Genomic DNA, 23,269 nt, shown 5'->3' with positions numbered 1-23,269 from the left:
AACGCTTTACATACGGGGAGATCCACCATGCACCAACGTCATCCACTCGCTCGCCAGATCAGCCTTGCGCTGCTGCTGGCCGGCACCGGCACCCAGGCCATCGCCGCCAACGAAGACAACAAGAACGAACCGGCCCTGGAAACCGTCACCGTCACCGCCCAGCACCGCGAACAGACCTTGCAGGAAGTCCCGGTCGCCGTGTCGGCCATCAAGGGCACCAGCATCACCGCCGACGGGGTGCGCGCGATGGGCGACATCACCACCTTCGTGCCCAACGCCTCGGCCAAGAACCCCGACGGCGACGGCCGCCCGCGCTGGTACATCCGCGGCCTGGGCACCGGCGACACCGGCGCGGCGACGGTCTACCCAGTGGGCGTCTACGCCGATGACGTGTACCTGAACGCGCCCATCGCCGGTGGTGGGCCACTGTTCGACCTGGAACGCATCGAAATCCTGCGTGGCCCGCAAGGCACCCTGTATGGCAAGAACACCACGGCCGGCGCGGTCAACGTGATCTCGAAAAAGCCGACCTTCGACACCGACGGCTACGGCACGGTCGGCTTCGGTACCAAGAACGAGCGCATTGTCACCGGTGCCATCGGTGGTGCGCTGGTGGATGAAAAACTGGCTGGGCGGGTAGCGCTGTACTCCGAGGAGCGCGACGGTTTCCAGAACAACGACTTCGATGGCAACACCTACGGCGACGTGAACAAGAAGGCCATCCGCCTGCAGTTCCTGGCCCAGCTCAACCCTGACCTGGACGCCCTGCTCAAGCTGCACAGCCGCCAGTTCAAGGGCGACGGCAGCAACGGCTCGCTGCCGGTGGGCCGCTACTACAACGTCGGCTACGAACGCCCGCACGGGCGCGACATCTCGTTGAACGTCAATGAAGACTATCGCCTGGACCACGACGGCGCCTCGCTGACCTTCAACTGGTACCTGGGCGACTACACCTTGACCTCGATCAGCGCCTACGACTACATCCGCAACCGCTCGACCAGCGATGCCGACTACACCCCCTACGAGGTCAACGGCGCGGCCATCACCGACAACAGCTACCGCCAGTGGTCGCAGGAGCTGCGCCTGGCCTCGCCGGAAGACCGCCCACTGCACTGGCTGGTGGGCACCCACTACTTCCATGAAGACCTGGACAGCTCTGCGCAGCGTATCGTCACGCCGGGGCCGACCCCCAACGGTACCGGCTCGAACCAGGTGGGCACCACCGCGTTCCGCGACCTGGGCTACGATCACCGCACCGACAGCTACGCCCTGTTCGGCAACCTGACCTACGACTTCACCGATGACTTCAGCGTCACCGGCGGCCTGCGCTGGACACAGGAGAAAAAGGACATCGACCTGGACCTGGTGCAGCTGACCCGTGCCACGGCCAGTGGCCCGCTGATCCCATTGGCCGGAGCGGGCACCAACGGCAACCGCCAGGAAGACAAGACCTGGGAAGCCTGGACTTACGACCTGACGCCTGAATACCGCATCAACGACAACCTGCGGGTGTTCTTCCGCTACGCCCACGGCTTCCGCTCGGGCGGCTTCAACACCGGGCTGTCGACCAGCCTGGCGCAGTTGACCACGGTCGACCCGGAAAAGCTGGACGCCTACGAGCTGGGGCTGAAGTCGGAGTGGTTCGACCGCCGCCTGACGGTCAACGCGAACATCTTCTACTACGACTACTCCGACATCCAGGTGAACCTGCTGACGGTGAACAATGGCGTGCTCACCACCGCACTGACCAACGGAGCCAAGGGCAAGGTCAAGGGCGCGGAACTTGAAATCGAGGGCCAACCGACCGAACGCCTGCACCTGCGCGCGGCGGTATCGTTCCTGGACACCGAATACACCGACTTCAAGAACACCAACCCCACCACCGGCGCAGTGACCGGCGACTACAGCGGCAACAGCTTCGTGCGTTCGCCGCGCAACGTGGTGTCGCTGGGTGCGGACTACACCATCCCGCTGGAAGTGGGCGGCAAGCTGGTGGCCGGCGGCGACGTGAGCTTCCGTGACAAAGAGTACTTCCTGGCCGACCGTCAGAGCAGCGTCGATGCCACCCTCAGCCAACCCCACTACACCCTGGCCAACGCCCGCCTGAGCTGGTTCAGCCATGACGACAAGCTGAGCGTGACAGGCTTCGTCAACAACCTCACCGACCGCCGCTACCAGGTGCACGGCCGGCCCAACGGCACCGCCGGGCAGTACGTGATCACCTACGGCGACCCGCGCACCGTCGGGCTCAGCGTTACCAGCCGGTTCTGATTATCAAGCCATTGGGGCTGCTGTGCAGCAGCCCCAAAGCATCACGCTGCATAAAAGGATTACTCCATGCCCCATCCCACCGCCTTGGCCAGCGCCATCGCCCTGGCCATCGCCGGCCTTGCCGTGCCCGCATTCGCCGCCGAACCCAACGACCGCCTCGACACCGTTGTCGTGGTCGGCACCCATCGCAGCGACGTCACCGCCCTGCAAAGCGCCGCCCCGGTCGATGTGCTGAGCGGCGAAAAACTCCAGCAAACCGGTGCCAGCGACCTGTCCGCCGCGCTCACCGCGCTGTCGCCCTCCTTCAGCTTCCCACAGTCGCCGCAAGGTGCGTTTGCCGGCTCCATCGCCCAAGGCGCCTCGCTGCGCGGCCTGGCTTCGGACCAGGTACTGGTGCTGGTCAACGGCAAACGCCGCCATACCAGCGCCAACGTCACCCGCCAGGGCCTGGTCAACGCCCGGGGCGCAGCAGCAGTGGACCTCAGCCTGATCCCGCTGTCGGCCATCGAACGGGTGGAAATCCTGCGCGACGGCGCCGCCGCCCAGTACGGCTCGGATGCCATCGCCGGGGTGATCAACATCGTGCTCAAGGAGCGCGACGAAGGCGGCAACGCCGGCTACCGCTTCGGGGGCTACAAGAAAGGCGACGGCCTGCAGCGCAAGTTCAGCGGCTGGAAGGGTTTTGCCCTGCCCAACGACGGCTTCCTGACCTTGGCCTTCGACGCCGGCAGCCAGGACCCCGCCAGCGATACCCGTGACGACAACCGCCTCTTCTACCCCGGCTCCACCAGCATCAACACACCGCGCGAGCAGAACAACCGCTACCGCAACTGGCGCTGGGGCTCGGGCAATGTCTCGGACCAGTACAACTTCACCGCCAACGCCGAAATGGGCTTGAGCGAGGGCCTGAGCGCCTATGGTTTCGCGACCTACGCCCACAAGAACACCGACGCCGAAAACTTCTTCGACCCACCCACCACCCTGCGCAGCAACTATGGCAGCGTAGCCCTGGCGCGCTACCCGGACGGCCGTCTGCCAGTCACCCGCTACGGCCTGGAAGACTATGCCGTCACCGGTGGCCTGCGCTTTGAAAACGACGCCCTGGGCAACTTCGACCTGGCACTGAACTACGGTAACAACCGCGTCGACTCCACCGACCGCAACGCCATCAACCCCAGTTGGGGCACCACCAGCCCGTCGACCATCTATACCGGCCGCCGCGAAGCAGACCAGACCAACCTGACCCTGGACTGGACCCGCGACTTCGCCAACGAGTGGCTGTTCAAGCCATTGACCGTGTCCGCCGGGCTGGCCTGGCGCCAGGAAAACTACGACCTCAGCGAGGGCGACGCTGCCGGCTGGTCCAACGGGCCGCTGTTCAACACCATCGACCCCATTACGGGCCGACGCATTCCTGGTTACTACTCGGGGATCACCCAGGTCGATGCGGTGTCGCTGGACCGCCGCGTGATCGGTGCCTACTTCGATGTCGAAGCCCAGCTGACCGAGAAATTCCAGGCCGGCGTGGCGGTGCGCAGCGAGCATTACTCGGACTTTGGCGACACCACCAACGGCAAGCTGTCGCTGCGTTACGACTTCACCCCGCAAATTGCCGCACGGGCCAGCGCCAGCACCGGCTACCGCGCGCCCTCTCTGGTGCAGAGCGGGTTGTCGTCATTCAGCGTGCAGGTGGTGGAACAGCCACCGGGCAGTGGCAACTGGGTCGAGGTGCAGCAGCGCACCCTGCGCGCCGACAGCCCCGAGGCAGCTTTGCTCGGCGGCAAGGCGCTGAAACCGGAAGAGTCGACCAACTTCTCCGTGGGCCTGGTCTGGCAGCCACTGCCTAACGCCTCGGTCACACTCGACGCCTACCGCATCGACATCGACAACCGCATCACCCTGTCCGACCAGTTGCCCGCATCGGTTGTCGGCCCGATCTTCGCCGGCACGCCCTACGCCAACATCCAGAGCGCGGCGTTCTACACCAACATCGCCGACACCCGCACCGACGGCTTCGAACTGGCCGGCCATTACCAGCTGGACGTGGGCCGCTGGGGGCGCGTGGACTTCAATGGCGGCTATGCGCGCAACAACACCCGCATCACCGGCCTGGACGACGTGGGCAACATCCCCGGCAACCAGATCATCGGCCGCAACACCCAGGGCCTGATCGAAGACGGCACGCCCAAGGACAAGCTGACCCTCAGCGCCAACTGGCTGTATGACGGCTGGAGCGTCACCGTGGCCCAGCGCCGTTATGGCGAGTGGCAGAACCGCAACGCCGCCAACCCCGCCCTGGACCAGACCTTCAGCCCGCAGTGGGTCACCGACCTGGACGTGTCGTACCACTTCGACCTGGGCCTGACCTTGTCGGCGGGTGCGATCAACCTGTTCGACAGCCACCCGGACAAGCTCAAGGGCGCGCAGCTGTATGGCGTGCCGAAATACTCCATTACCAGCCCGGAGGGGGCGCAGGGGGCGTTCTACTACACCAGTGTGAGTTACGATTTCTGATCTGAAACCGAGTGGGCGGCTTCTCGGGCAAACCCGCGAAGCCGCCAACACCGACACTGCTGACCGACTGCTGCTGCAGCAACACCCCGCTGCTTCCCCAGCACCACCCGCCTCCCTGCAGCCCTGTAATCCAGAGCCTGCGCCGCCTGGCACAGCTCTTGCGATAAGCCGTTACCCTCTGCTCTTCCAAGGCCAGCCATGCGCGTGCTCTCGTCCCTTACCTGGTTCATCTCACCCCTGGCCCTGCTCACCCTCTGGGCCGTGGTGGCCAATGCCGGACTGTTTCCGGCCAACCTGCTGATCCCGCCGCTGGAAGTGTGGCGCAGCCTCACCGACCTGCTGGCCAGCGGCGAGCTGCAGGAGCACCTGGCCGGCAGCCTGTCGCGGCTGGCCTTGGGCTTTAGCGGTGGCGCACTGGCCGGCCTGGCCTTTGGCGCGGCACTGGCCCTGTCGAAAACCGTGGAGGCTTACTGCGCGCCGCTGTTCCATACCCTGCGCCAGGTGCCGAGCATCGCGCTGATCCCGATGTTCGTGCTGCTGTTCGGCGTCGACGAAACCTTCAAGGTGGTCATCGTCGCCAAGACCGCGTTCTTCCCGGTGGCGCTGGCCACCTGCGAAGGCATCCGCGCGATCCCGCGCAGTCATTTCGAAGTGGCAGCGGTGTACCGCCTGCGCTGGCCCACCCTGGTAGGCCGGATTGCCCTGCCCGCCGCGGTCCCGGCCATTGTCACCGGTATCCGCGTGGCCCTCACCCGTGCCTGGGTGGTGCTGGTGGCCTGCGAACTGCTGGCGGCCGACAGCGGCCTGGGGCAGATGATCGAGATGGGCCGGCAGATGCTGCGCATCGATGTAGTGATGGTCGGCGTGGTGCTGACCGGGCTGATCGGTTTCTGCCTGGATTTCACCCTGCGCCGTGTGGAGCGGCGCCTGTCTGCCTGGCAAAGCCGCTGAGGAGGATGCGATGAAACTGCAGAATGTGCGTGGCCTGGTGTTACCGCTGTTGCTGCTCGGTGCCTGGGAATACGCCTCGCGCCAAGGCGCGACTGGCGCCTATGCCTTCGTACCGCTGGCGCAGGTAGGTAGCGCACTGGCCGAACTGCTGGCCAGCGGCGAGTTGCTGGTCAACCTGTGGGCGAGCCTGTTGCGCACCTGCAGCGGCCTTGCCATCGGCATCGTCGGCGGTGTCGGCCTGGGGGCGCTGATGGCCCTGTCCATACCGGCCAACCGCCTGATCGCGCCGCTGTTCCATGCCATGCGCCAGGTGCCGATGCTGGGCTGGATCCCGTTGATTGCCCTGTGGCTGGGTAACGGTGAAGGCGCCAAGCTGCTGATCGTCAGCCTGGCGGCGTTGTACCCGATGGTGCTGAACACCTTTGAAAGCCTGCGCCAGGTCGCCGGCCAGCACCGTGAAGCCGCACGAGTATTGATGCTCAGCCGTTGGCAGCAACTGTGGCTGATCCTGCTGCCGGCGGCGTTGCCAGGCATTGCCGCCGGCGTCTTGCAAGCGCTGGCCTTTGCCTGGGTAACCTCGGTAGGCAGCGAGTTGTTCCTGTCCGCCGGGGCTGGCCTTGGCAGCCTGATGATGAACGCCGAGGCCGCGGCGCGCATGGAGATCATCGTGGTCTGCGTGCTGTGTATCGGCCTGTGCGGCTACCTGATGTCCTGGCTGTGTTCCTTGCTTACCCGCCGCCTGCTGCGCTGGCAGCCCACCCGTTGAAAGGCCCTATCATGAACGCTATCGCCCATGCCTTACCCACCAGCGCCAGCCCTGGCGCCCTGACCATCCGCGGCCTGAGCAAGACCTACCCGCTCAAGGGCAAGCCGGTGCCGGTACTCGAAGGCATCGACCTGGACATTCGCCCCGGCGAGTTCGTCAGCATTCTCGGCGCCAGCGGCTGCGGCAAGTCGACCTTGCTGCGGCTGATCGTCGGCCTTGACCAGGATTACCAGGGGCAGATCCTGCTGGACCAGCAGGCGCTGCGCGGGCCGGGCCTTGAGCGCGGCATCGTGTTCCAGGACCACCGCCTGTTCCCGTGGATGACCCTGCAGCAGAACATTGCCCTGGCCTTGAAGAACCATAGGTTGCCAACAGCTGAAAAGAACCGGCTGGTGGCCGAGCATATCGAACTGGTGGGCCTGGGCGGTTACGAGCAGGCCTACCCGCACCAGCTGTCTGGCGGCATGGCCCAGCGCGCGGCAATTGCCCGGGCACTGGTGAACAAGCCCAAGGTGCTGTTGCTGGACGAACCGCTCGGCGCGCTGGATGCCTTGACCCGGGTGCGTTTGCAGCAGGAGCTGCAACGCATCTGGGTACAGGAGCGCTGCACCGTGATCATGGTGACCCATGACATCGAAGAGGCGCTGTACCTGGGTGACCGGGTGATCGTGATGGATGCGCAGCCTGGCAGGATAAAGGAAGACATCAGCATCTCCCTGCCCCATCCACGCCGACGAGACAGCGCACGCCTGCACGAGCTCAAACAGCGTCTGGTGCAAGAACTGGCCGGAACGTGACTTGGGTCAAAGGTCAAGCGCACCACGGTGCAAGGCGTTCAGCATGCGCGCGGCGTCAGCGCCGCCCTCGTCCAGCAGGAACAGCGCGGTGCCACTCAAGGCGGGTTGTGAATCGGCCAGCCCGTCGCCTATCAAGGCCAACGGACACACGATCGCCATCTGCAACGCACGCAAGCGCCTGATCAAGGTGGGGCTTACCGGCGCCTGAACTTTTATCACCAGCGCCGCAGGCTGCATGGCCGCACACACCATCGGGAGCTCTTCCAGCGGCTGCCCGCAACCGAGCACTTCGATACGCTGTTGTTCGCTGCTCAACAGAAGCCCTGTGCACAACACCTTGAGTTCGGCCTGGCCCTCGGCAGCGGCAAGCAACACCCGCGGCGCGTCGACCTGGTTCATCTGCAGACGCAGCAGCAAGCGGGCGCGCAAGAACGTGTCGAGAAACAACCACTGGCTACGCTGACCTGGAGCCGCCCCTGAAGCCAAGTCATGCCACACCGGCATCAGCACGTCTCGCAGCACGGTGGCCTTGGGAAAGAGTGTGAACAACTGACCATGGATGCCTTCCAGTGCCTGAACATCAAATGCCTTGGATGCGGATTCCACGGCGGCGCGCCATTGGTCAAAGGCAGAACGCTGCTGGGCAGACACCTCAGGCTGGCCTGCGAGCCTGTCGCCGACTTTGCTGATCGGCACGCCGTTGCCGGTCCAATGCAAGATGTCGCGTATGCGCTGGACATCTCGCGCCGTATACAGGCGATGGCCGCCCTCGGTGCGCTGCGGGCTGAGCAATCCATGGCGCCGCTCCCAGGCACGCAAGGTCACCGGGTTGACGCCGGTCAAACTGACCACATCGCGCATGGGTAGCAAATCGGGTGGGGTGGCGTCAGTCATCACGAGGGGGTTTCCAGATGGAAGAACATTCTAAACCCATATGCACCTTCTGCGACGAGCCTCCTTGGTTCATCATGCAACTTACGGCGCCTGAGCCTTCTGTACAGAAGCTACGCTGCGCCTATCGCATACGAAACGCCTGTAGGTGGGCCCTATGATCAACGCGAAACTCCTGCAACTGATGGTCGAGCATTCAAACGATGGCATCGTCGTCGCCGAGCAGGAAGGCGACGACAGCATCCTTATCTACGCCAACCCCGCGTTCGAACGGCTGACCGGCTACTGCGCCGACGACATCCTCTATCAGGACTGCCGTTTTCTTCAGGGCAAGGATCATGACCAAGAGGGCCTTGCAGCCGTCCGCGAGGCGATCCGCGAAGGCAACCCTTGCCGCCAGGTGCTGCGCAACTATCGCAAGGACGGGAGCCTGTTCTGGAACGAGTTGTCCATCACGCCCGTGCGCAACGAGGCGGATCAGCTGACGTACTACATCGGTATCCAGCGCGATGTCACAGCACAGATTTTCGCTGAGGAAAAGGTACGCGAGCTAGAGGCTGAAGTGGCTGAATTGCGCCGACAACTGGGGCAGGCCGAGCGCTGACTAAACCGGGCGCGATGGAAACAGGCCTGCTACGGGTGCCGATACGGGCCTTCGCCCTACGCCTGCTCTGGCGCCTCGCGGCGTGGCGCTGACCTGCGGCATCGCTCGGAGCAGTAGCGCACCTGCTCCCAACAGCGCGCCCAGCGCTTGCGCCAGTTGAACGGCCGGCCGCACACCACGCAGACCTTGCTGGGCAGATGGCTCTTTTTCATACCACTTGCTCGGCATCGAGGCGCGCCAACAGTGACTGGCCACGCTGCCACACCGCATCGCGGCGGCTGGCCGACATCCCATCAAGGCTACGATAGACCAGCGCCAGGCGCGGGTTAGCCGAAAGCAGTGAGCGATGGCGAATAAGAAAATGCCAGTACAAGGCATTGAACGGGCAGGCATCTTCCTCGATCACCTGGTCGACCCTGTAGCTGCAAGCCTTGCAATGATTGGACATGCGCTGGATATAACGACCACTGGCGCAATAGGGCTTGGACCCCAGATAGCCGCCATCGGCATGCATGACCATGCCTAGCGTGTTGGGCAGTTCGACCCAGTCGAAGGCATCCATGTAGACCGCCAGGTACCACTCGCAGATCGCGCCAGGCACGATACCGGCCAGCAAGGCGAAGTTGCCGGTAACCATCAACCGCTGGATATGGTGAGCGTACCCCAACCGCAGGGTTTGCCCGATAGCCTGCTCCATGCAGCGCATGCGGGTGCGCCCGGTCCAGTAGAATTGCGGCAACGCGCGCTCGTTGCCCAGGTAATTGAGCCCGGCATACTCCGGCATGCGCAGCCAATAGATGCCCCGCACATATTCGCGCCAGCCGATCAACTGACGGATGAAACCTTCGGCTGCATTGAGCGGTACCCGCCCTTCGCGCCAAGCCCTGTCGACCTCCTGGCACAGACAACGCACGTCCAGAAGCCCGATGTTCAGCGCCGCACTGATGCGCGCGTGGAACAGATACGGCTCGCCTTCGGCCATGGCGTCCTGGTAGTCACCGAAAGCCGCCAGGCCGAAGTCCAGAAAATGCTGCCAGAGCTGTTGTGCCTCGCCATGGGTCACGGGGTAGTCGAAGCCGTCGATGGCCCCGTAGTGGTCGCTGAAGCGCTGACGTACCAGGGCGATCACCGCTGCCGTGATGCCGTCCTGGGCGAAATGCGCAGCGAACGGCCCGCGCAACTGGCCAGGTAACGACTTGCGATTGTCGCCATCAAAATTCCAGGCCCCACCTGCCGGACTGCCGTCGGGCTCCATGAGCAGGCCGGTTCGCTTGCGCATGCCACGGTAGAAGTGCTCCATGCGCAGCTGGCGTCGTTCGTGGGCCCAGCGCGCGAAGGCTTCGCGGGAGCACAGAAAACGCGTATCCCGATGCCACACAAGGGGCAATGCGGCATCGCGCAAAGCCTGCTCCAAGCGCCACTCGCCGCACTCGGTCAGGTGAATGTGCGTGGCGCCCAAGGCCTGCTGCCAGCGACGCAACTCGCCAACGATGCTACCGCTGTTGCCGTCAGCGTCGAGCTCGACATAATGCACTTGCCAACCCCGCTCACGCAGGGCCTGGGCAAAGTGGCGCATGGCGCTGAAGATGAGAACGATCTTGAGCGGGTGATGCGGCACGTACCGGGCCTCACTCTCCACTTCCGCCATCAGAACAGCATCGCGGGCAGGGTCAAGCGTGGCCAGGCTTGCCAAGTCGAACGACAGCTGGTCACCCAGCACCAGGCCCAGGCGCATCGTTCTGGCTACCACTGGCGGGTGAGCGATATCGGCAGACGCAGCGGCGCAATGGGGCCGTCACGTTGCCCGCACATCTCATCGTGCACCACCTGCTGAACCAGCATGCAAGGCACCGGAGGCAGGTCTGCCAGCACCTGCCGCAGTTCGGTCGTGGAGCGCACACGAACGGGCTGCCCATGGGCATCGTTCAATGTCAAAGGGCCAGCGTCGGTCAAGGCGCGAAGCAGGTAGAAGCCCCCCTCCAGGGAGAGCAGTTCAAGTTCCTTTGCCTCGCCGGTAGAGATCAATTGAGTGAGCGCGATCAGGTTCATGGTGTGCCCCTCGGGCAGGCGGCGGAGAACAGGGTGATCGGAACCCTCTTCACAACTCGAGCGGTTGATCAGGGGTGTCGTCATCTGCGCAGCAGAGTGCGCCATACTGACCTCGATCACGCCAAAAATACTGTACAACAATTGTATTTTGTACAGATATTATATCGCCTTGTATAGATTTCAATAGTCGGTTCGCTCCTGTCGGCCAACGGGTAACGGACGACGCAAAGCGGAACTGGAAGGAATTGCTCATGCTGTACATAGTCATGCTCGGTGGTCGCCATCCACGGGCCAGCATCGAAGTACACGATGTGGTGTTCGTGCAGGCTGACTCCCTTGAGCAGGCCTACCCGCAACTGTGCCAGGCCTGGTTCGGCAGCCGCCCAGGCCTGCACATCGACTCATGGATGGAGGTCAACGGTATTGACCGGTACCGTGTCGAATTCAGTGACGTGGCGCCGGGCCCGGACGAGCCCCGCCTGTTCTTCATCAACCTTGGCGGCTACGAGGACAGGACGTTTGGCGAGGCTCACCGCTACCTGCTGGTGGTGGCCAGGGATAAGGCCGAGGCCAGGCAACTGGGCAAACAACGCCTGCAGGCAAGCTGGCTCAAGCCGCATACCGATACGGTGCTGGATGTCGACGACTGCTTGCCGATCGACTGGGTGAACGGCCGCTACGTGCACCTGATGGAAGGCACCCATGGCGGCTTACGGCAATACAGCGACTATATTCTGCTCTGAGCGCTCCACGTGCCGCCGCCACCCTTGCGGTCACTTCCACTTGCCAGCGGCGGCTACGGGTCGTCAGTTCAGCCTGGCAGGCTCAAAAATGCGCCTTGAGCAATACACTCAGCGCATTCTGATCGGTCGGGAAACCATGGCTGTCCTCGATCCCATATTTGTCTGACCAGTAGTCCCACTCCACACCGGCGTAAAACCGCTTGGCCGTGTACCCCAACGCCTTGCCGACGTCGTACTTGATCTGCGGGTTGAAGTGAAAACTCTTGGCCACATAGTTCGAGGTGCCCTTGCGACCGACGTCATTTACATACCATTCCAGGTAACCGTCGAAGAGAATGTCCGAACGCCCCAGCGGAAGAGTCATGGCCCAGGTCGGGTTGATTTGCCACTGCCCCGATGCCTTGCCGGTGATGCCATCGGGCTTGCGATAGTAGGTATTGAGCGAGAAGCGATCGAAACCTGGCAGTTGCAGGTCCACTGCAGGCCCCAGCAGGTATCGGCGAATGCGCCCCTCGCCGCGCTCGTAGGTCGCCGCGATCAGCACATCCTTGATCACACCGTAGCGCAGGTTCTGCCCGCTGATCTTGCCCAGCGACAGCCGCGGAGAGAACTCCCCGTAATACGTATACCCCTCGCTGCCGGACAATCCGTTCGACCATTTGTTGTCGACGAACAGAAACACATCCCCCCACGTCCAACCGCTGGCATGTTCGAAGGTGATGGTCTGCTGAATGTCGTTACCGGTGCCATCGACCTTGTAGTTGTGGCCATAGAGGTAGCTGAGGCTGTTGTCGCTCCACATCAGCGGGGCGGACTGGGCACTGGCACTTGCCAGCGTGCAGAGCGGCAGGAGGCTGTGGCAGAACCAGGCGAGTGGGTTGAGTTTCATGGGCATCCCTTGGGTCGAGGTCGGTGAAGTTCACCGGCAAGGGACAGCGGACAGACCTCGCCTCTGACCACGCACTGTGCATGGTGCCACCCTTGCCGGGTGTGCGGCGTGACGCCGCCAGAGCAATGTCCCATGCCTTATCAAGGCACTGACCGCTTCTACTCGGGCATGCCCTTGCAGGGCGCGTGCCAGTCGATCGAATACAGCGAACCGCAACTATTGTGGCCAATTTGGCAACCTAATGAATACCATCTAGCACTCACATTGAGCACCTTAATGGCGCCGGCAGGCACCAACATGCACCGTCGCGGCACACTGCCCTGCCCCCGCAGCACCCTGCAAGCTGCCATCTGCCATGGCGCTGGGTGGCTTGCAGGAACTGGCACGCTTCTGGCTTTACAGACCTTCGAGTAGAAGCGGTCAGTGCCTTGATCAGGCATGGGACATTGCTCTTGCGCCCCTGAACGGGTGTACATCCGAGTGGATGTTTGCGCGCGGCCTTTGGGCCCTGGGCAAGAGAGCAGTGTCAGCCGTGAACGCTCGCCCTTCTCCAGTTGCGTCGCTTCTCCACTCGGTCTTCTCGCCGAGGGGCTGACCTGGCCCCCCGACGGATTTCGAATCGAGGTGGAGAACAATCATGAAAAACCGCTTTGGCTTGACTCGACCGCTTCGCTCGCTGCTGACAGGGCTCGGTGCGCTGCTCGCCGGCGCACCCCTGGCCATGGCCGGCGACAAAGTCGTGCTGCTGACTTCCTGGTACGCCCAGGCCGAACAGGGTGGCTTCTACCAGGCCCTGGCAGAGGGGCTGTACCAGCGCGAAGGCCTGGACGTGACCATCCGCATGGGTGGCCCCCAGGTCAACGGCATGCAGTTGCTGGTCAGCAAACAGGCCGACTTCATCGTCAATTACGACCTGCAGATTCTCAAGAGCGTGGAGCAAGGCCTGCCGGTGGTAGCGGTGGCCGCCCCGTTTCAGGGCGACCCGCAAGGCCTGATGACCCACGCGGACATCAGCGGCCTGGACCGCCTGCAAGACAAGCAGGTGCTGGTGTCCACCTCCGGCCAGCAAACCTGGTGGCCTTGGCTCAAAGGCAAATACCAGCTCAAGGACAACCAGGCGCGCCCCTACACCTTCAATCTGCAGCCGTTCCTCGCAGACCCTGACACTACCCAGCAGGCCTACGCCAGTTCGGAGCTGTTTCAGGCCATCAAGGCCGGTCAGAAACCCAACTTCTTTCTGTTCGCCGATGCCGGTTACCCGCCTTATGGCTCCACCATAGCCACCCGCCAGGACATCATCGAGCAACACCCACAGCGCGTGGCCGCGTTCGTGCGGGCCTCGCTGGAGGGCTGGCAGCGCTATCTGGAAAACCCCGCCCCAGGCAATGCGCTGATCAAGCGCGACAACCCCAACATGAGCGATGAGCTGCTGGCCTGGGGCGTCTCGACCCTCAAGCAACACCAGTTGCTGACCCGAGGCGATGCGGCTACCCGAGGCATCGGCACCATGAGCGACGCCCGCTGGCAAGCCACCCGCGACTTCATGGTCGAGGCCGGCCTGCTCGGCGCCACCGCGCCCTGGCAGAAGGCCTACACCACACGCTTCGTACAAGACCTCAGCGTGCTGCCCAGCACCGCCAGCCGCTAACCCGGCCCGTCACTTCCAACTGCAAGGAGCCGAATCATGTTGGTCACCAAACAACCTGTATTGCGCCGTTTCTGGTACGCCCTTCTGCCGATGTCCGCGCTGGACGATGGGCCAAAACCCTTCACCCTGCTGGGTGAAGCCCTGGTGCTGTGGAAACGCCCCGATGGCACCCCGGTGGCGATGCGCGACCGCTGCTGCCATCGCACCGCCAGGCTATCCAAAGGCTTCGTCAGCGAAGACGGCAACATCGCCTGCGGCTACCACGGCTGGGAATACGACTGCAGCGGCGCATGCGTGAAGATCCCGCAGAACCTGACAGGTGCGATCCCAGCGGGTGCCGCCGTCAAGGCCTATCACTGCCAGGAGCGCTATGGCTATGCCTGGGTGGCCCTGGACGATCCGCTGCAGCCAATACCCGACTTCCCCGAGGACGGCGCCCCCGGCTACCGGCGCATCTTCCAGTTCTACGAAGAATGGAAAACCAGCCCGCTTAGGGTCATGGAAAATTCATTCGACAACTCGCACTTCTCCTTTGTGCACAAGGCCAATTTCGGTTTGTTCGACCAGCCGCAACCGGCCAGCTACGAGTTCCGCGAAACCGACTACGGCTTCGAAGCCGAGACCCGCGTGCCAATCCGCAACCCTGAGGCAAGCTTCGCCATCACCGGCAGCCGCGCACCGATCACCGAACGCCACCTGGTCAACCGCTATTACCTGCCATTCTCGCGACGCTTTGGCTGCATGTACCCGGACAGCGGCATCCATCACATCATCTACAACTGCGCCACGCCGATCGACGATGGGCGCCTGATGCTGGTGCAGTGGCTGTACCGCAACGACAGCGAAGCTCAATGCTCGACCCAGGCGCTGATCGACTGGGACGCAGCGATCACCGCCGAAGACCGCGACATTCTCGAGGCCACTGACCCCGATGCCTGTGTCGATACCCGTCGGCGCGTCGAGCTTCACATGCCCTCGGACAAGCCCGGGCTGGTGATCCGCCGGCAATTGCTGGGCTTGCTCGAAGCCCATGGCGAAAGCGAAGTGTTCGCCAGCCACTGACAGCCGTTCAGCGCCCCGGTGCGCCGGGGCATCTGCCACCGCTCATAGCCAAATGGGAAAGCGCCCATGTTGATACAGACCTTGCCCGAAGCCGACGCCCGCCCACAGGCACACTTGCCTGCCGATGTCATAAGCGCCGAGACCCCGCTGTTCGCCAACCAGGTTGAAAAGACCTACAGCAATGGCACCCACGCCTTGCGCCGCGTCAGGTTGGCGATCCAGCGCGGCGAGTTCGTCTCGTTGCTGGGCCCTTCGGGTTGCGGCAAAAGCACCTTGTTGAAGATGTTCGCGGGCCTGGAACAACCCTCTGCCGGCCATGTGCGCTGGTGGGGCAAGGAGGCCCAGGAGCGTGACCCACAAGCGGGCGGAGCAAGCCAGCGCCTGGCGATGGTGTTCCAGGAAGCCACCTTGATGCCTTGGGCCAAGGTGCAAGACAACGTACGGCTGCCCCTGGACCTGGCCGGTGTGCCCCGGGCCCACAGCCAGGCCAAGGTGCAGGCAGCGCTGGAACAGGTGGGCCTGGGTGCATTCGGCGGGGTTTACCCGCGCGAGCTATCGGGCGGCATGCAGATGCGCGCATCGATTGCCCGGGCGCTGGCCACCGAGCCCAACCTGCTGCTGATGGACGAGCCGTTTGGTGCGCTTGATGAGTTCACCCGCAACAAGCTCGACACCGACCTGCGCCGCCTCTGGGCAGAGCGCGACCTGACGGTGGTCTTCGTCACCCATAGCATCTTCGAGGCGGTGTACCTGTCGTCGCGCGTGGTGGTGATGGGCGCCCGCCCCGGCCGGGTGATCGCCGATGTCGCCATCGATGGCCCGCTGGAACGCGACGAGGCCTACCGCACCTCGCCGGCCTTCATCGCCCAATGCGCCCACCTGTCCCGGCTGCTGGCCCAGGCCAACAGCGAGCACTGCTGAGAGCTCCGCCATGAACCAACTTCCCGCTCCCTGGCTACACAACCCCACCGTATTGCGCATCGCTTCGCCATTGCTGGTTGGCGCCGTGCTGCTGGGTCTCTGGCAATTGGCATGTATTGCCTGGCAGGTGCCGGTCTACCTGGTGCCCTCGCCGGCCGACATCGCCCGAACGCTGATCAGTGATGGCCCGATGTTGCTGGGCGCGCTGTGGATGACCCTGAAGATCACCTTCCTGTCGTTCGCCCTCGCCGTGATCATCGGTACCCTGGCGGCGTTCGTCTTCGTGCAGAGCCGCCTGGTCGAGGCCTGCCTGTTCCCCTACGCCATCCTGCTGCAGGTGACGCCGGTGGTGGCCATTGCACCGCTGATCATCATCTGGTGCAGCGACACGACACTGGCGCTGGTGATTTGCGCCACCCTGGTGGCAGTGTTTCCGATCATCGCCAATACCGTGCTGGGGCTGCGCAGCGTCAACCCCGGGCTGCTCAACCTGTTCCGCCTGAACCGCGCCAGCCGCTGGCAGGTGCTGCTGCGCCTGCGCATCCCCAGTGCCTTGCCGTGTTTCTTCGCCGGCCTGCGGATTGCCAGCGGCCTGGCACTGATCGGCGCGGTGGTGGCCGAGTTCGTGGCCGGCACCGGTGGCAGCAGCGCGGGGCTGGCGTACCAGATCCTGCAAGCGGGCTTTCAGCTCAACATCCCGCGCTTGTTCGCCGCTCTGGTGCTGATCGCCCTGACTGGCGTCGCGCTGTTCAGCCTGATGGCCATACTGGCTCGCCTGAGCCTGCGTCACTGGCACGAAAGTGAACTGGCTTAGGCCCTTGGAGACTCACATGACGCATTCCGACAGCTGGCTGATCCGTAACGCCAGCGCCATTCTCACCGGCCTGCGTGGCGCAGCAGCGCGCCATGCCGGGCCCGATATCCGCATCAGCCACGGGCGCATCGCGGCCCTTGGCGCCTTGCAGCCACAACCCGGCGAGCAGGTGCTCGATGCGACCGACTGCGTGGTCTACCCAGGCTGGGTGAACACCCACCACCACCTGTTCCAGTCGCTGCTCAAGGGCATCCCGGCAGGCATCGACCAGAACCTCGGGGCATGGCTGGCTGCTGTCCCCTATCGCTACCGCGGGCTGTTCGACGAGCACAGCTTCCGCCTGGCCGCGCGCATCGGCCTGGTGGAACTGGCCCGCTCCGGTTGCAGTACGGTCGCCGACCATCATTACCTCTACCTGCCAGGCATGGCCTTCGACAGCGCGCAGATTCTGTTCGAGGAAGCCCAGCGGCTGGGCCTGCGCTTCGTGCTGTGCCGAGGCGGCGCAACCCAGGTGCGCCAGGCCGAGGGGCCGACGAGCGCAGGGCCGGAAACCCTGGAGCAGTACCTGGACGATGTGGGGCGCCTGGTGCGCACCTACCACGACAGCGCCGCCGACGCCTGGCGCCGCGTGGTGATGGCACCGACCAGCCCGCCCTACTCGATGCCACCGGAACATCTGCGTGAAACGGCCCGCGCTGCCCGCCAGCTGGGGATCCGCCTGCACAGTCACCTGAGTGAGACGGTGGAGTACCAGAACGAAGTGCAGCGCCGCCATCAATGCTCACCCGTGGCCTTCTGTGCCGAGCACGAGTGGCTCGGGACGGACGTCTGGTTCGCCCACCTGGTCAAGCTCGATACCGAGGAAATCCGCCTGCTGGGCGCAACCGGCACCGGCGTCGCCCACTGCCCGCAGAGCAACGCCAGGTTGGGCAGTGGCATCGCCGATATCGTCGCCCTGGAGGCAGCGGGCGTGCCGATCTCGATCGGGGTGGACGGGGCAGCTTCCAACGAAGCCTGTGACATGATCAGCGAAACCCATGCCGCCTGGCTCATGCAACGAGCCAAGGGCGGCGAACGGGCCTTGCCCGGCCATGCCGCAGGCACACGCGAAGGCGGCGCGCATGTCGCCTGCGTGGAGGACGTGGTGCGCTGGGGCACGGCCGGTGGCGCCCAGGTGCTGGGGCTTGACGCGGTGGGTACAGTGCAGGTGGGGATGGCGGCTGACCTGGCGCTCTATCGGCTTGATCAGCCGCGCTACTTTGGTTTGCATGACCTGGGTATTGCACCGGTGGTCGGCGGTGGGCGGCCGACCTTGCGGGCATTGCTGGTAGGCGGCCAGCTGCGGGTGGAAAACGACACGCTCCCTGGTATCGACCTCACTGAGCTGGGCCACCAGGCCCGCGAGGCCGTGGTGCGTCTGCAACGGGCAGCGGGGGTGCGCGCATGAGCTGGGTATCCTTGCACGTGCGCGCCCTGCGCCTGGAAGCCGAAGACGTGCTGGGTATCGAACTGGACCTGCCCGGCGGCGGCCCCTTGCCCTTCAGCTGGGCCGCTGGCGCCCATGTCGATCTGCGCCTGGGCAACGGCCTGGTGCGCCAGTACTCGGTGATCAGCCTGCCCGAAGACGGCCACCTGTACCTGGCGGTCAAACGTGAGCCTGTTTCGCGGGGTGGTTCGCAATGGCTGCATGAACAGCTGCGCTTGGGGGCCTGCGTGGAGGTCGGCACGCCACGCAACCAGTTCGCCCTGGCGTCTGGCACCGGCCCGGTGATCCTGGTGGCGGCCGGCATCGGCATCACCCCCCTGTTGCCCATGTACCGCCACTGCCAGCTGCAGGGCCGCGCGGTGCGCCTGCTGTATTTCACCCGGCACGTGCACCAGGCACCGCTTGTCCCGCGCCAGGGGCCGCAACCTGAAGTATTCGCAGGCCTGCGCGCTGCGCAGGTTCGTGAGTGCCTGGCTGAGCAACTGCCAGCCTGGCAACCTGAGGCCAGCGTGTATTGCTGCGGGCCAGCCGGTTTCATGACAAGTGTCGAGCAGGCCGCCTTGGCCCTTGGCTGGCCTGCCACTGCGCTGCACCGCGAACACTTCAAAGCAGTCGAGGCGCCAGCCCAGGCTGACGGTAGCTGTGTCCTGGTGCTGCAACGCAGCGGGTGCGAGGTTCAAGTCCGCGCCGGCGAAAGCCTGGTGCAGGCCGCCGCGCGAGCTGGGGTGGAGCTGCCTGTTTCCTGCGGCATGGGCATTTGCGGTGCCTGCCTGTGCCGGGTCACCGATGGCGAGCCGTTGCACCGTGACGACTGCCTCAGCGAGGCCCAGCGCAACAGTGGGGAATGGATCGCCCCCTGCGTCTCGGGCGCACGCGGTGCTCGCCTGGCGCTGGATGCCTGAGCTCGGGCAGATGAGGTGAGGCGGCACTGGCAGGAATGAACGATGCGCAGGCCGGGATGATCGCAGGCACCACCAGCGCGACATCGCTAATCAGCACAACGCTGAGCGTGGCACTGATCGGCGGCGTTTTTTACACGTTGCCGGGCCCCGTTGGCGTATGTCGCGCTGAAACGCCACATCCAGATGGACGATTGCTAGTTGACGGTGGTTTCGGTGTGTTTGCGGGCACTGGGCGAGACATCAATGTTTTCACCCCAGCGCGGCATATCCTCTACTTCCAATCCAAAGCTATCGAGCGCACGTGCTACCGAATGATCGACAACATCCTGGAGCGTTTTAGGGCGCGTGTAAAATGCCGGCACTGGCGGATGAATAACGCCTCCCAGGTCGCTCACAGTCAGCATGTTGCGCAAATGGCCTGAGTGCAGCGGAGCCTCACGAACCATGAGTACCAGCCGGCGCCGCTCTTTGAGCACGACGTCCGCCGCCCGCGTAAGCAGCGTGGTCGTGACCCCGCTGGCAACCTCAGCCAAGGTACGTACCGAACAAGGGGCTATCAGCATGCCCAGGGTGCGGAACGAGCCACTGGCAATGCTTGCTCCCACGTCTCCAATCCGGTGCACGTGGTCAGCCAGTGAGTACAACTCATCACGGCTGAGATCCGTTTCGTATGCGCGCGTCATCTCGCCCGCCTTGGATACCACCAAGTGACTTTCGACCCCAAGTGCCTTCAGCATTTGCAGGGCCCGGATGCCGTAAATAATCCCAGTAGCGCCGCTGATGCCGACTACCAGACGCTGTCGTGAACTACTCATGCGTTACTCCGTGGGAAAAGCTCTGGCGCGTATGGATGTGGGTCGACGTCGACGAATTCCGCACGAGTGAAATGATCGCGCAAGTGGAACGGCGCGGTGCAGTCGAAGATGGTCTTGCAGGTCAGGCCACGCACCAGAAGCGCGGGGTTGTATTCAGGCCCCTGCGAAGGATCCAGCACATGCCCCGGAACGCCGGGGATGAAGAGCGTGTCCATGTCGCCTTGATAGCGGGTTTGCATGGCCCACAGCACATCGTCGGAGTCGAAGGGGTCTACATCCTCGTCGACGATGATCACGTTTTTCAGTTCCCGGTACACACCCAGTGCGATAAGCGCAGCCTGGCGTTGACGCCCTTCGTCACTTGCCTTGCGCTTGGCAACCTGAAGGATCGCCAATAATTTCCCGCCGCCGGCGGTGTGAGCGTAAACATTGGTCAAAAAGCCTGGCATCGCCAGTTCGACGGCGTTTCGGATACTGGCCTCAGTAGGGATACCTGCAAGGCTTGTATGCTCTTCCCCGGGCCCGACGAGGGTTTGCAGAATCGCCCCGCGCCGCATGGTGACGCCGGTGACCCGAATGACCGGCAGAGAAGGATTGGCCGGGCCGTTGTAGCCGGGGAACTCAGGCATCGCGTGCCCCGTATCTGTGTTGATATCCTCGCGCATCCGCTCGTTCGGGAGGATCTCACCCTCGATCACTATTTCCGCTCGGGCGATCGACTTTTGCTTCACGGTCACCGCGTCAACGAGTTCGACACCCTGGCCGCGCAGGCCACCTGCAATTTTCAGTTCATCGAAACCCAGCGGCGTGGTCGGTGCTTCGAAGCACGCACCGATTGGGATGGCGGGATCGAGCCCCATGTTGATGGTAATCGGCAGGGGCTTGCCGGCGGCTTCAGCCTTCTGACGGAAGTGATCGATATGGCGGTCTGGAGCAAAGAAGATCGTCAGCTTATCGCGATCCTGGACGCAAAGTCGGTGGATCGTCACATCGGTATGCCCCTCATCCGGATCACTGCCCAGCACCAGCCCCAAGCAGAAAAACGGGCCTGCGTCTTCAGCAGTATTGGTCGGCGCCGGCAGGAGGCTACGCAGGTCGAAGTCAGGATCGCGGGCATCAAGCACGATCTCTTGGCACGGTGCATCGGCACGGTCGACCATCACCGGATCGATTGGATTTTGGACTGCCTCACCCATGCGTTCTGCAAGCTTGTCGGGCGCGCTGTCCAGCAACAGGCCCACCCGCTCGCGGCTAGCCATCAACCCGACCAGAACCCGTGAGCCTGGATAGCCTTCAATGTTGTTGAAGATCATCGCCGGGCCAAGCTGAGTCGGTCGCTTGACCGTGCCACCTGCCCCCACACGGCGATATACCCCGGCCAATTGCGCTTTGGGGCTCACAGGGTGACTGGTTTCCAGCAGTTGCCCCGGATGTGCCTGCAATCGTGCCAGAGCAGTGCGCAGGTCATTGATAGGCTGCTTTTCCATGGGTCGTTACCTCGCTTGGCTGCACGTAAGATGAGGTAAACGATGAAGGGAAAAGAGCGCTGAAACCATACAGCAGAAGGTGCATTATCGATAAGAAAAAACTTATGATTAGCTCATGAACACTTCCCTGCGCCGCCTGGCCTACTTTCTCGACGTGTGCGAAACCCTTCATCTTGGTAAATCTGCTGAGCGGCTGGGTATTGCGCAACCGGCTCTTAGCCAGCAAATCAAGAAGCTGGAGACGGAAACAGGCGTGCAGCTGTTCTTGCGCCGCAAGCGTGGCATCGAGCTGACGATCGCGGGGCAAGCGTATCGAACAGAGGTGCAGCGCCTGCTTGCCATGCACCGGCACGCCAACGAAGTCGCTCAACGCACAGCACGAGGCGAGCTGGGATCGATCCACGTGGGGTATATCGGTTCGGCGATGTTCGAGCCTGAATTTCCTGCACTGCTCAAGCGCCTGCGCCATAGGTTTCCCGGCATTGCGTTGACGCTCGATGAACAGCGTATCGAGGAACAACTGCAGTCACTGCTGCGTGGTGAAATCGACATCGCAGTCGTGCGTGGCCCTCTCGGAGTGCTCGCGCCGAACCATGTTAAAAAAGCCGGTGTGCGTAATCCGCTGATCGTGGCTTTGCCAAGTGACAGCCCTTTGCTGGTGAAGCCGCTATTGACTATTTCCGAGCTGGCTGACGAACCTTTGATCAGTTTCAGCGACCCTTCCAACTTTGCTATTCAGCAAATCGTCAGCACCTTGGCGCAGCGCGCTGGAGTAACGCTCAAGGTGGCATGGCAGGTACCCGAGGTGGCAAGCATCCTCGGGCTCGTGGCAGCAGGCTTGGGGTACGGTATCGTTCCGGCATCAATTGCCAACCTGACCATGCCGACGGTGTGTTTCCGGCCCTTGGCCGATGAGGGCGCCTATTCCGAGTTATGGTACATCTGGGATGCAGGACGAGTGACTCCGGCGATCGAGCGCGTTCTTGAGCTTCTTTGAACGCCGACACGGCAGTGCATGCAGCTGTCGCCAGCGGTACGAGAAACGCCATTTTGTGAGCCTGGAGAATGCCTGGGAAACCAGGGGCGCTTCACACGAATGGTTACTCATCTCTCCTGCGGCTTGAGCAGAATTGCCACAGCGCTAATCGGGTTGCACGCTACCCCTTGTCGCCTTTTTGTACCATTCGGTACATTCCATGATTAGAATCCGCGTCCATTGATAATTATTTTAAAAATTAACGGTCTGATACTCGGAGCCTATTGAGTCGATGCGTGCGGATTCATATCGTCTATTGAGCGTTCTAGAACATCAGATGCTGCTCGAAGACATCAGCAGCAGTTCAACCCCAGTTGAAGAACAACTGAAACTCCTCGTTCGCGGACAATCCACATTAAGTGATATCGAACGTCTGTTTGGCCCTTCCGAGGAATGTGAGACTCGCGGTGAGGTCAGGCTATTGCGCTGGCAGTTTGCGTATACGGAGTTGGATTTAGCCCTTGGCGACCCTCAGGTGCTCACAGTAGCGATCGACGGGAACGGCCGGATAACGGACTTCGCCCTCGTCTAGATCATTGAGTGCAATGGCCTCCTGCACTGTTGGCCCAGAGCTTCTGGGCCTGTCCCGCTGCTCGGCCTGATCATAACCGTTGGCCAACTCA

General features: G+C 63.2%; 22 protein-coding genes. 15 read left to right on the top strand and 7 right to left on the bottom strand.

All coding sequences use genetic code 11. The features are described from left to right. Window positions 1-27 precede the first annotated feature (27 nt). The 5 genes from ACIPZ5_RS02170 to ACIPZ5_RS02150 all read left to right on the top strand — a co-directional run bounded on the left by ACIPZ5_RS02170 (window position 28) and on the right by ACIPZ5_RS02150 (window position 7,299). Complete coding sequence (locus tag ACIPZ5_RS02170) at window positions 28-2,271, top strand: TonB-dependent receptor (RefSeq protein WP_343594905.1); 2,244 nt, start codon at window positions 28-30, stop codon at window positions 2,269-2,271. A 66-nt stretch (window positions 2,272-2,337) separates the two neighbouring features. After that, the gene (locus ACIPZ5_RS02165; protein ID WP_400806356.1) at window positions 2,338-4,785 is read left to right on the top strand and encodes a TonB-dependent receptor plug domain-containing protein; all 2,448 of its coding nucleotides are present in this window, start codon (window positions 2,338-2,340) and stop codon (window positions 4,783-4,785) included. Between the two features lie 198 nt (window positions 4,786-4,983). Next, window positions 4,984-5,736: an ABC transporter permease gene (locus ACIPZ5_RS02160; RefSeq protein ID WP_343594901.1), complete on the top strand. Its 753-nt coding sequence runs from the start codon at window positions 4,984-4,986 to the stop codon at window positions 5,734-5,736. Between the two features lie 10 nt (window positions 5,737-5,746). Further along, window positions 5,747-6,502, top strand: coding sequence for an ABC transporter permease (locus ACIPZ5_RS02155; protein WP_400806354.1), 756 nt, complete (start codon window positions 5,747-5,749; stop codon window positions 6,500-6,502). 11 nt (window positions 6,503-6,513) lie between these two features. Beyond that, on the top strand, window positions 6,514-7,299 hold the full coding sequence (locus ACIPZ5_RS02150; protein ID WP_261940716.1) for an ABC transporter ATP-binding protein: 786 nt from the start codon (window positions 6,514-6,516) through the stop codon (window positions 7,297-7,299). Window positions 7,300-7,305: 6 nt separating this feature from the next. Here ACIPZ5_RS02150 and ACIPZ5_RS02145 read toward each other — a convergent pair whose 3' ends face one another. Then, window positions 7,306-8,193: a MerR family transcriptional regulator gene (locus ACIPZ5_RS02145; RefSeq protein ID WP_261940717.1), complete on the bottom strand. Its 888-nt coding sequence runs from the start codon at window positions 8,191-8,193 to the stop codon at window positions 7,306-7,308. A 154-nt stretch (window positions 8,194-8,347) separates the two neighbouring features. Between ACIPZ5_RS02145 and ACIPZ5_RS02140 the strand changes: the two genes are divergently transcribed. Continuing rightward, complete coding sequence (locus ACIPZ5_RS02140) at window positions 8,348-8,794, top strand: PAS domain-containing protein (RefSeq protein WP_261940718.1); 447 nt, start codon at window positions 8,348-8,350, stop codon at window positions 8,792-8,794. Between the two features lie 56 nt (window positions 8,795-8,850). Here the strand turns inward: ACIPZ5_RS02140 and ACIPZ5_RS02135 are convergent, their stop codons facing one another. From ACIPZ5_RS02135 to ACIPZ5_RS02125, 3 genes are read right to left on the bottom strand one after another with little or no spacing between them, the layout of a single operon-like run. Then, window positions 8,851-9,006 carry a DUF2256 domain-containing protein gene (locus ACIPZ5_RS02135; protein ID WP_343594894.1) on the bottom strand — a complete coding sequence of 52 codons (156 nt, stop codon included), beginning with the start codon at window positions 9,004-9,006 and terminating at the stop codon, window positions 8,851-8,853. Next, a complete protein-coding gene (locus ACIPZ5_RS02130; protein ID WP_343595389.1) occupies window positions 9,003-10,529 on the bottom strand; it encodes a cryptochrome/photolyase family protein in 1,527 nt (508 codons plus the stop codon). Before ACIPZ5_RS02130 ends, ACIPZ5_RS02135 begins: the two co-directional genes overlap by 4 nt. 8 nt (window positions 10,530-10,537) lie before the next feature. Then, the gene (locus ACIPZ5_RS02125) at window positions 10,538-10,843 is read right to left on the bottom strand and encodes a DUF6482 family protein (RefSeq protein WP_261944334.1); all 306 of its coding nucleotides are present in this window, start codon (window positions 10,841-10,843) and stop codon (window positions 10,538-10,540) included. A 251-nt stretch (window positions 10,844-11,094) separates the two neighbouring features. Here ACIPZ5_RS02125 and ACIPZ5_RS02120 point away from each other — a divergent pair, with 251 nt between their 5' ends. Further along, window positions 11,095-11,586: a DUF1543 domain-containing protein gene (locus ACIPZ5_RS02120; RefSeq protein ID WP_343594892.1), complete on the top strand. Its 492-nt coding sequence runs from the start codon at window positions 11,095-11,097 to the stop codon at window positions 11,584-11,586. Between the two features lie 82 nt (window positions 11,587-11,668). On the opposite strand, the gene ACIPZ5_RS02115 is transcribed toward ACIPZ5_RS02120, so the two are convergent. Further along, window positions 11,669-12,475, bottom strand: a complete 807-nt coding sequence (locus ACIPZ5_RS02115) for an outer membrane protein OmpK (RefSeq protein ID WP_261940722.1) — start codon at window positions 12,473-12,475, stop codon at window positions 11,669-11,671. 637 nt (window positions 12,476-13,112) lie between these two features. Between ACIPZ5_RS02115 and ACIPZ5_RS02110 the strand changes: the two genes are divergently transcribed. From ACIPZ5_RS02110 to ACIPZ5_RS02085, 6 genes are all read left to right on the top strand, one after another. Then, on the top strand, window positions 13,113-14,123 hold the full coding sequence (locus ACIPZ5_RS02110) for an ABC transporter substrate-binding protein (RefSeq protein WP_343594888.1): 1,011 nt from the start codon (window positions 13,113-13,115) through the stop codon (window positions 14,121-14,123). A 36-nt stretch (window positions 14,124-14,159) separates the two neighbouring features. Then, window positions 14,160-15,185: a Rieske 2Fe-2S domain-containing protein gene (locus ACIPZ5_RS02105; protein WP_400806348.1), complete on the top strand. Its 1,026-nt coding sequence runs from the start codon at window positions 14,160-14,162 to the stop codon at window positions 15,183-15,185. Window positions 15,186-15,251: 66 nt separating this feature from the next. Further along, a complete protein-coding gene (locus ACIPZ5_RS02100; RefSeq protein WP_400806346.1) occupies window positions 15,252-16,106 on the top strand; it encodes an ABC transporter ATP-binding protein in 855 nt (284 codons plus the stop codon). A gap of 85 nt (window positions 16,107-16,191) precedes the next feature. Beyond that, window positions 16,192-16,920, top strand: a complete 729-nt coding sequence (locus ACIPZ5_RS02095) for an ABC transporter permease (RefSeq protein WP_400806689.1) — start codon at window positions 16,192-16,194, stop codon at window positions 16,918-16,920. Window positions 16,921-16,936: 16 nt separating this feature from the next. Next, window positions 16,937-18,367 (top strand): amidohydrolase family protein, encoded by a 1,431-nt coding sequence (locus tag ACIPZ5_RS02090; protein WP_400806344.1) that lies wholly within the window; start codon window positions 16,937-16,939, stop codon window positions 18,365-18,367. Further along, complete coding sequence (locus ACIPZ5_RS02085) at window positions 18,364-19,308, top strand: PDR/VanB family oxidoreductase (RefSeq protein ID WP_261940728.1); 945 nt, start codon at window positions 18,364-18,366, stop codon at window positions 19,306-19,308. Before ACIPZ5_RS02090 ends, ACIPZ5_RS02085 begins: the two co-directional genes overlap by 4 nt. 194 nt (window positions 19,309-19,502) lie before the next feature. Here the strand turns inward: ACIPZ5_RS02085 and ACIPZ5_RS02080 are convergent, their stop codons facing one another. Continuing rightward, window positions 19,503-20,123 (bottom strand): UbiX family flavin prenyltransferase, encoded by a 621-nt coding sequence (locus tag ACIPZ5_RS02080; protein ID WP_261940729.1) that lies wholly within the window; start codon window positions 20,121-20,123, stop codon window positions 19,503-19,505. Next, window positions 20,120-21,610, bottom strand: a complete 1,491-nt coding sequence (locus ACIPZ5_RS02075; protein WP_343594881.1) for a UbiD family decarboxylase — start codon at window positions 21,608-21,610, stop codon at window positions 20,120-20,122. Before ACIPZ5_RS02075 ends, ACIPZ5_RS02080 begins: the two co-directional genes overlap by 4 nt. A 115-nt stretch (window positions 21,611-21,725) precedes the next feature. Here ACIPZ5_RS02075 and ACIPZ5_RS02070 point away from each other — a divergent pair, with 115 nt between their 5' ends. Together ACIPZ5_RS02070 and ACIPZ5_RS02065 are read left to right on the top strand one after the other, a co-directional pair. Next, window positions 21,726-22,607 (top strand): LysR substrate-binding domain-containing protein, encoded by an 882-nt coding sequence (locus tag ACIPZ5_RS02070; protein WP_343594879.1) that lies wholly within the window; start codon window positions 21,726-21,728, stop codon window positions 22,605-22,607. Between the two features lie 316 nt (window positions 22,608-22,923). Then, window positions 22,924-23,178, top strand: coding sequence for a hypothetical protein (locus tag ACIPZ5_RS02065; RefSeq protein ID WP_400806340.1), 255 nt, complete (start codon window positions 22,924-22,926; stop codon window positions 23,176-23,178). Window positions 23,179-23,269 lie beyond the last annotated feature (91 nt).

Source organism: Pseudomonas sp. NPDC089428 (genome assembly GCF_044749325.1).
Lineage (GTDB): Bacteria > Pseudomonadota > Gammaproteobacteria > Pseudomonadales > Pseudomonadaceae > Aquipseudomonas.
Note: the sequence above shows the minus strand (reverse complement) of the source record. Positions and strands in the feature narration are given on the sequence as shown.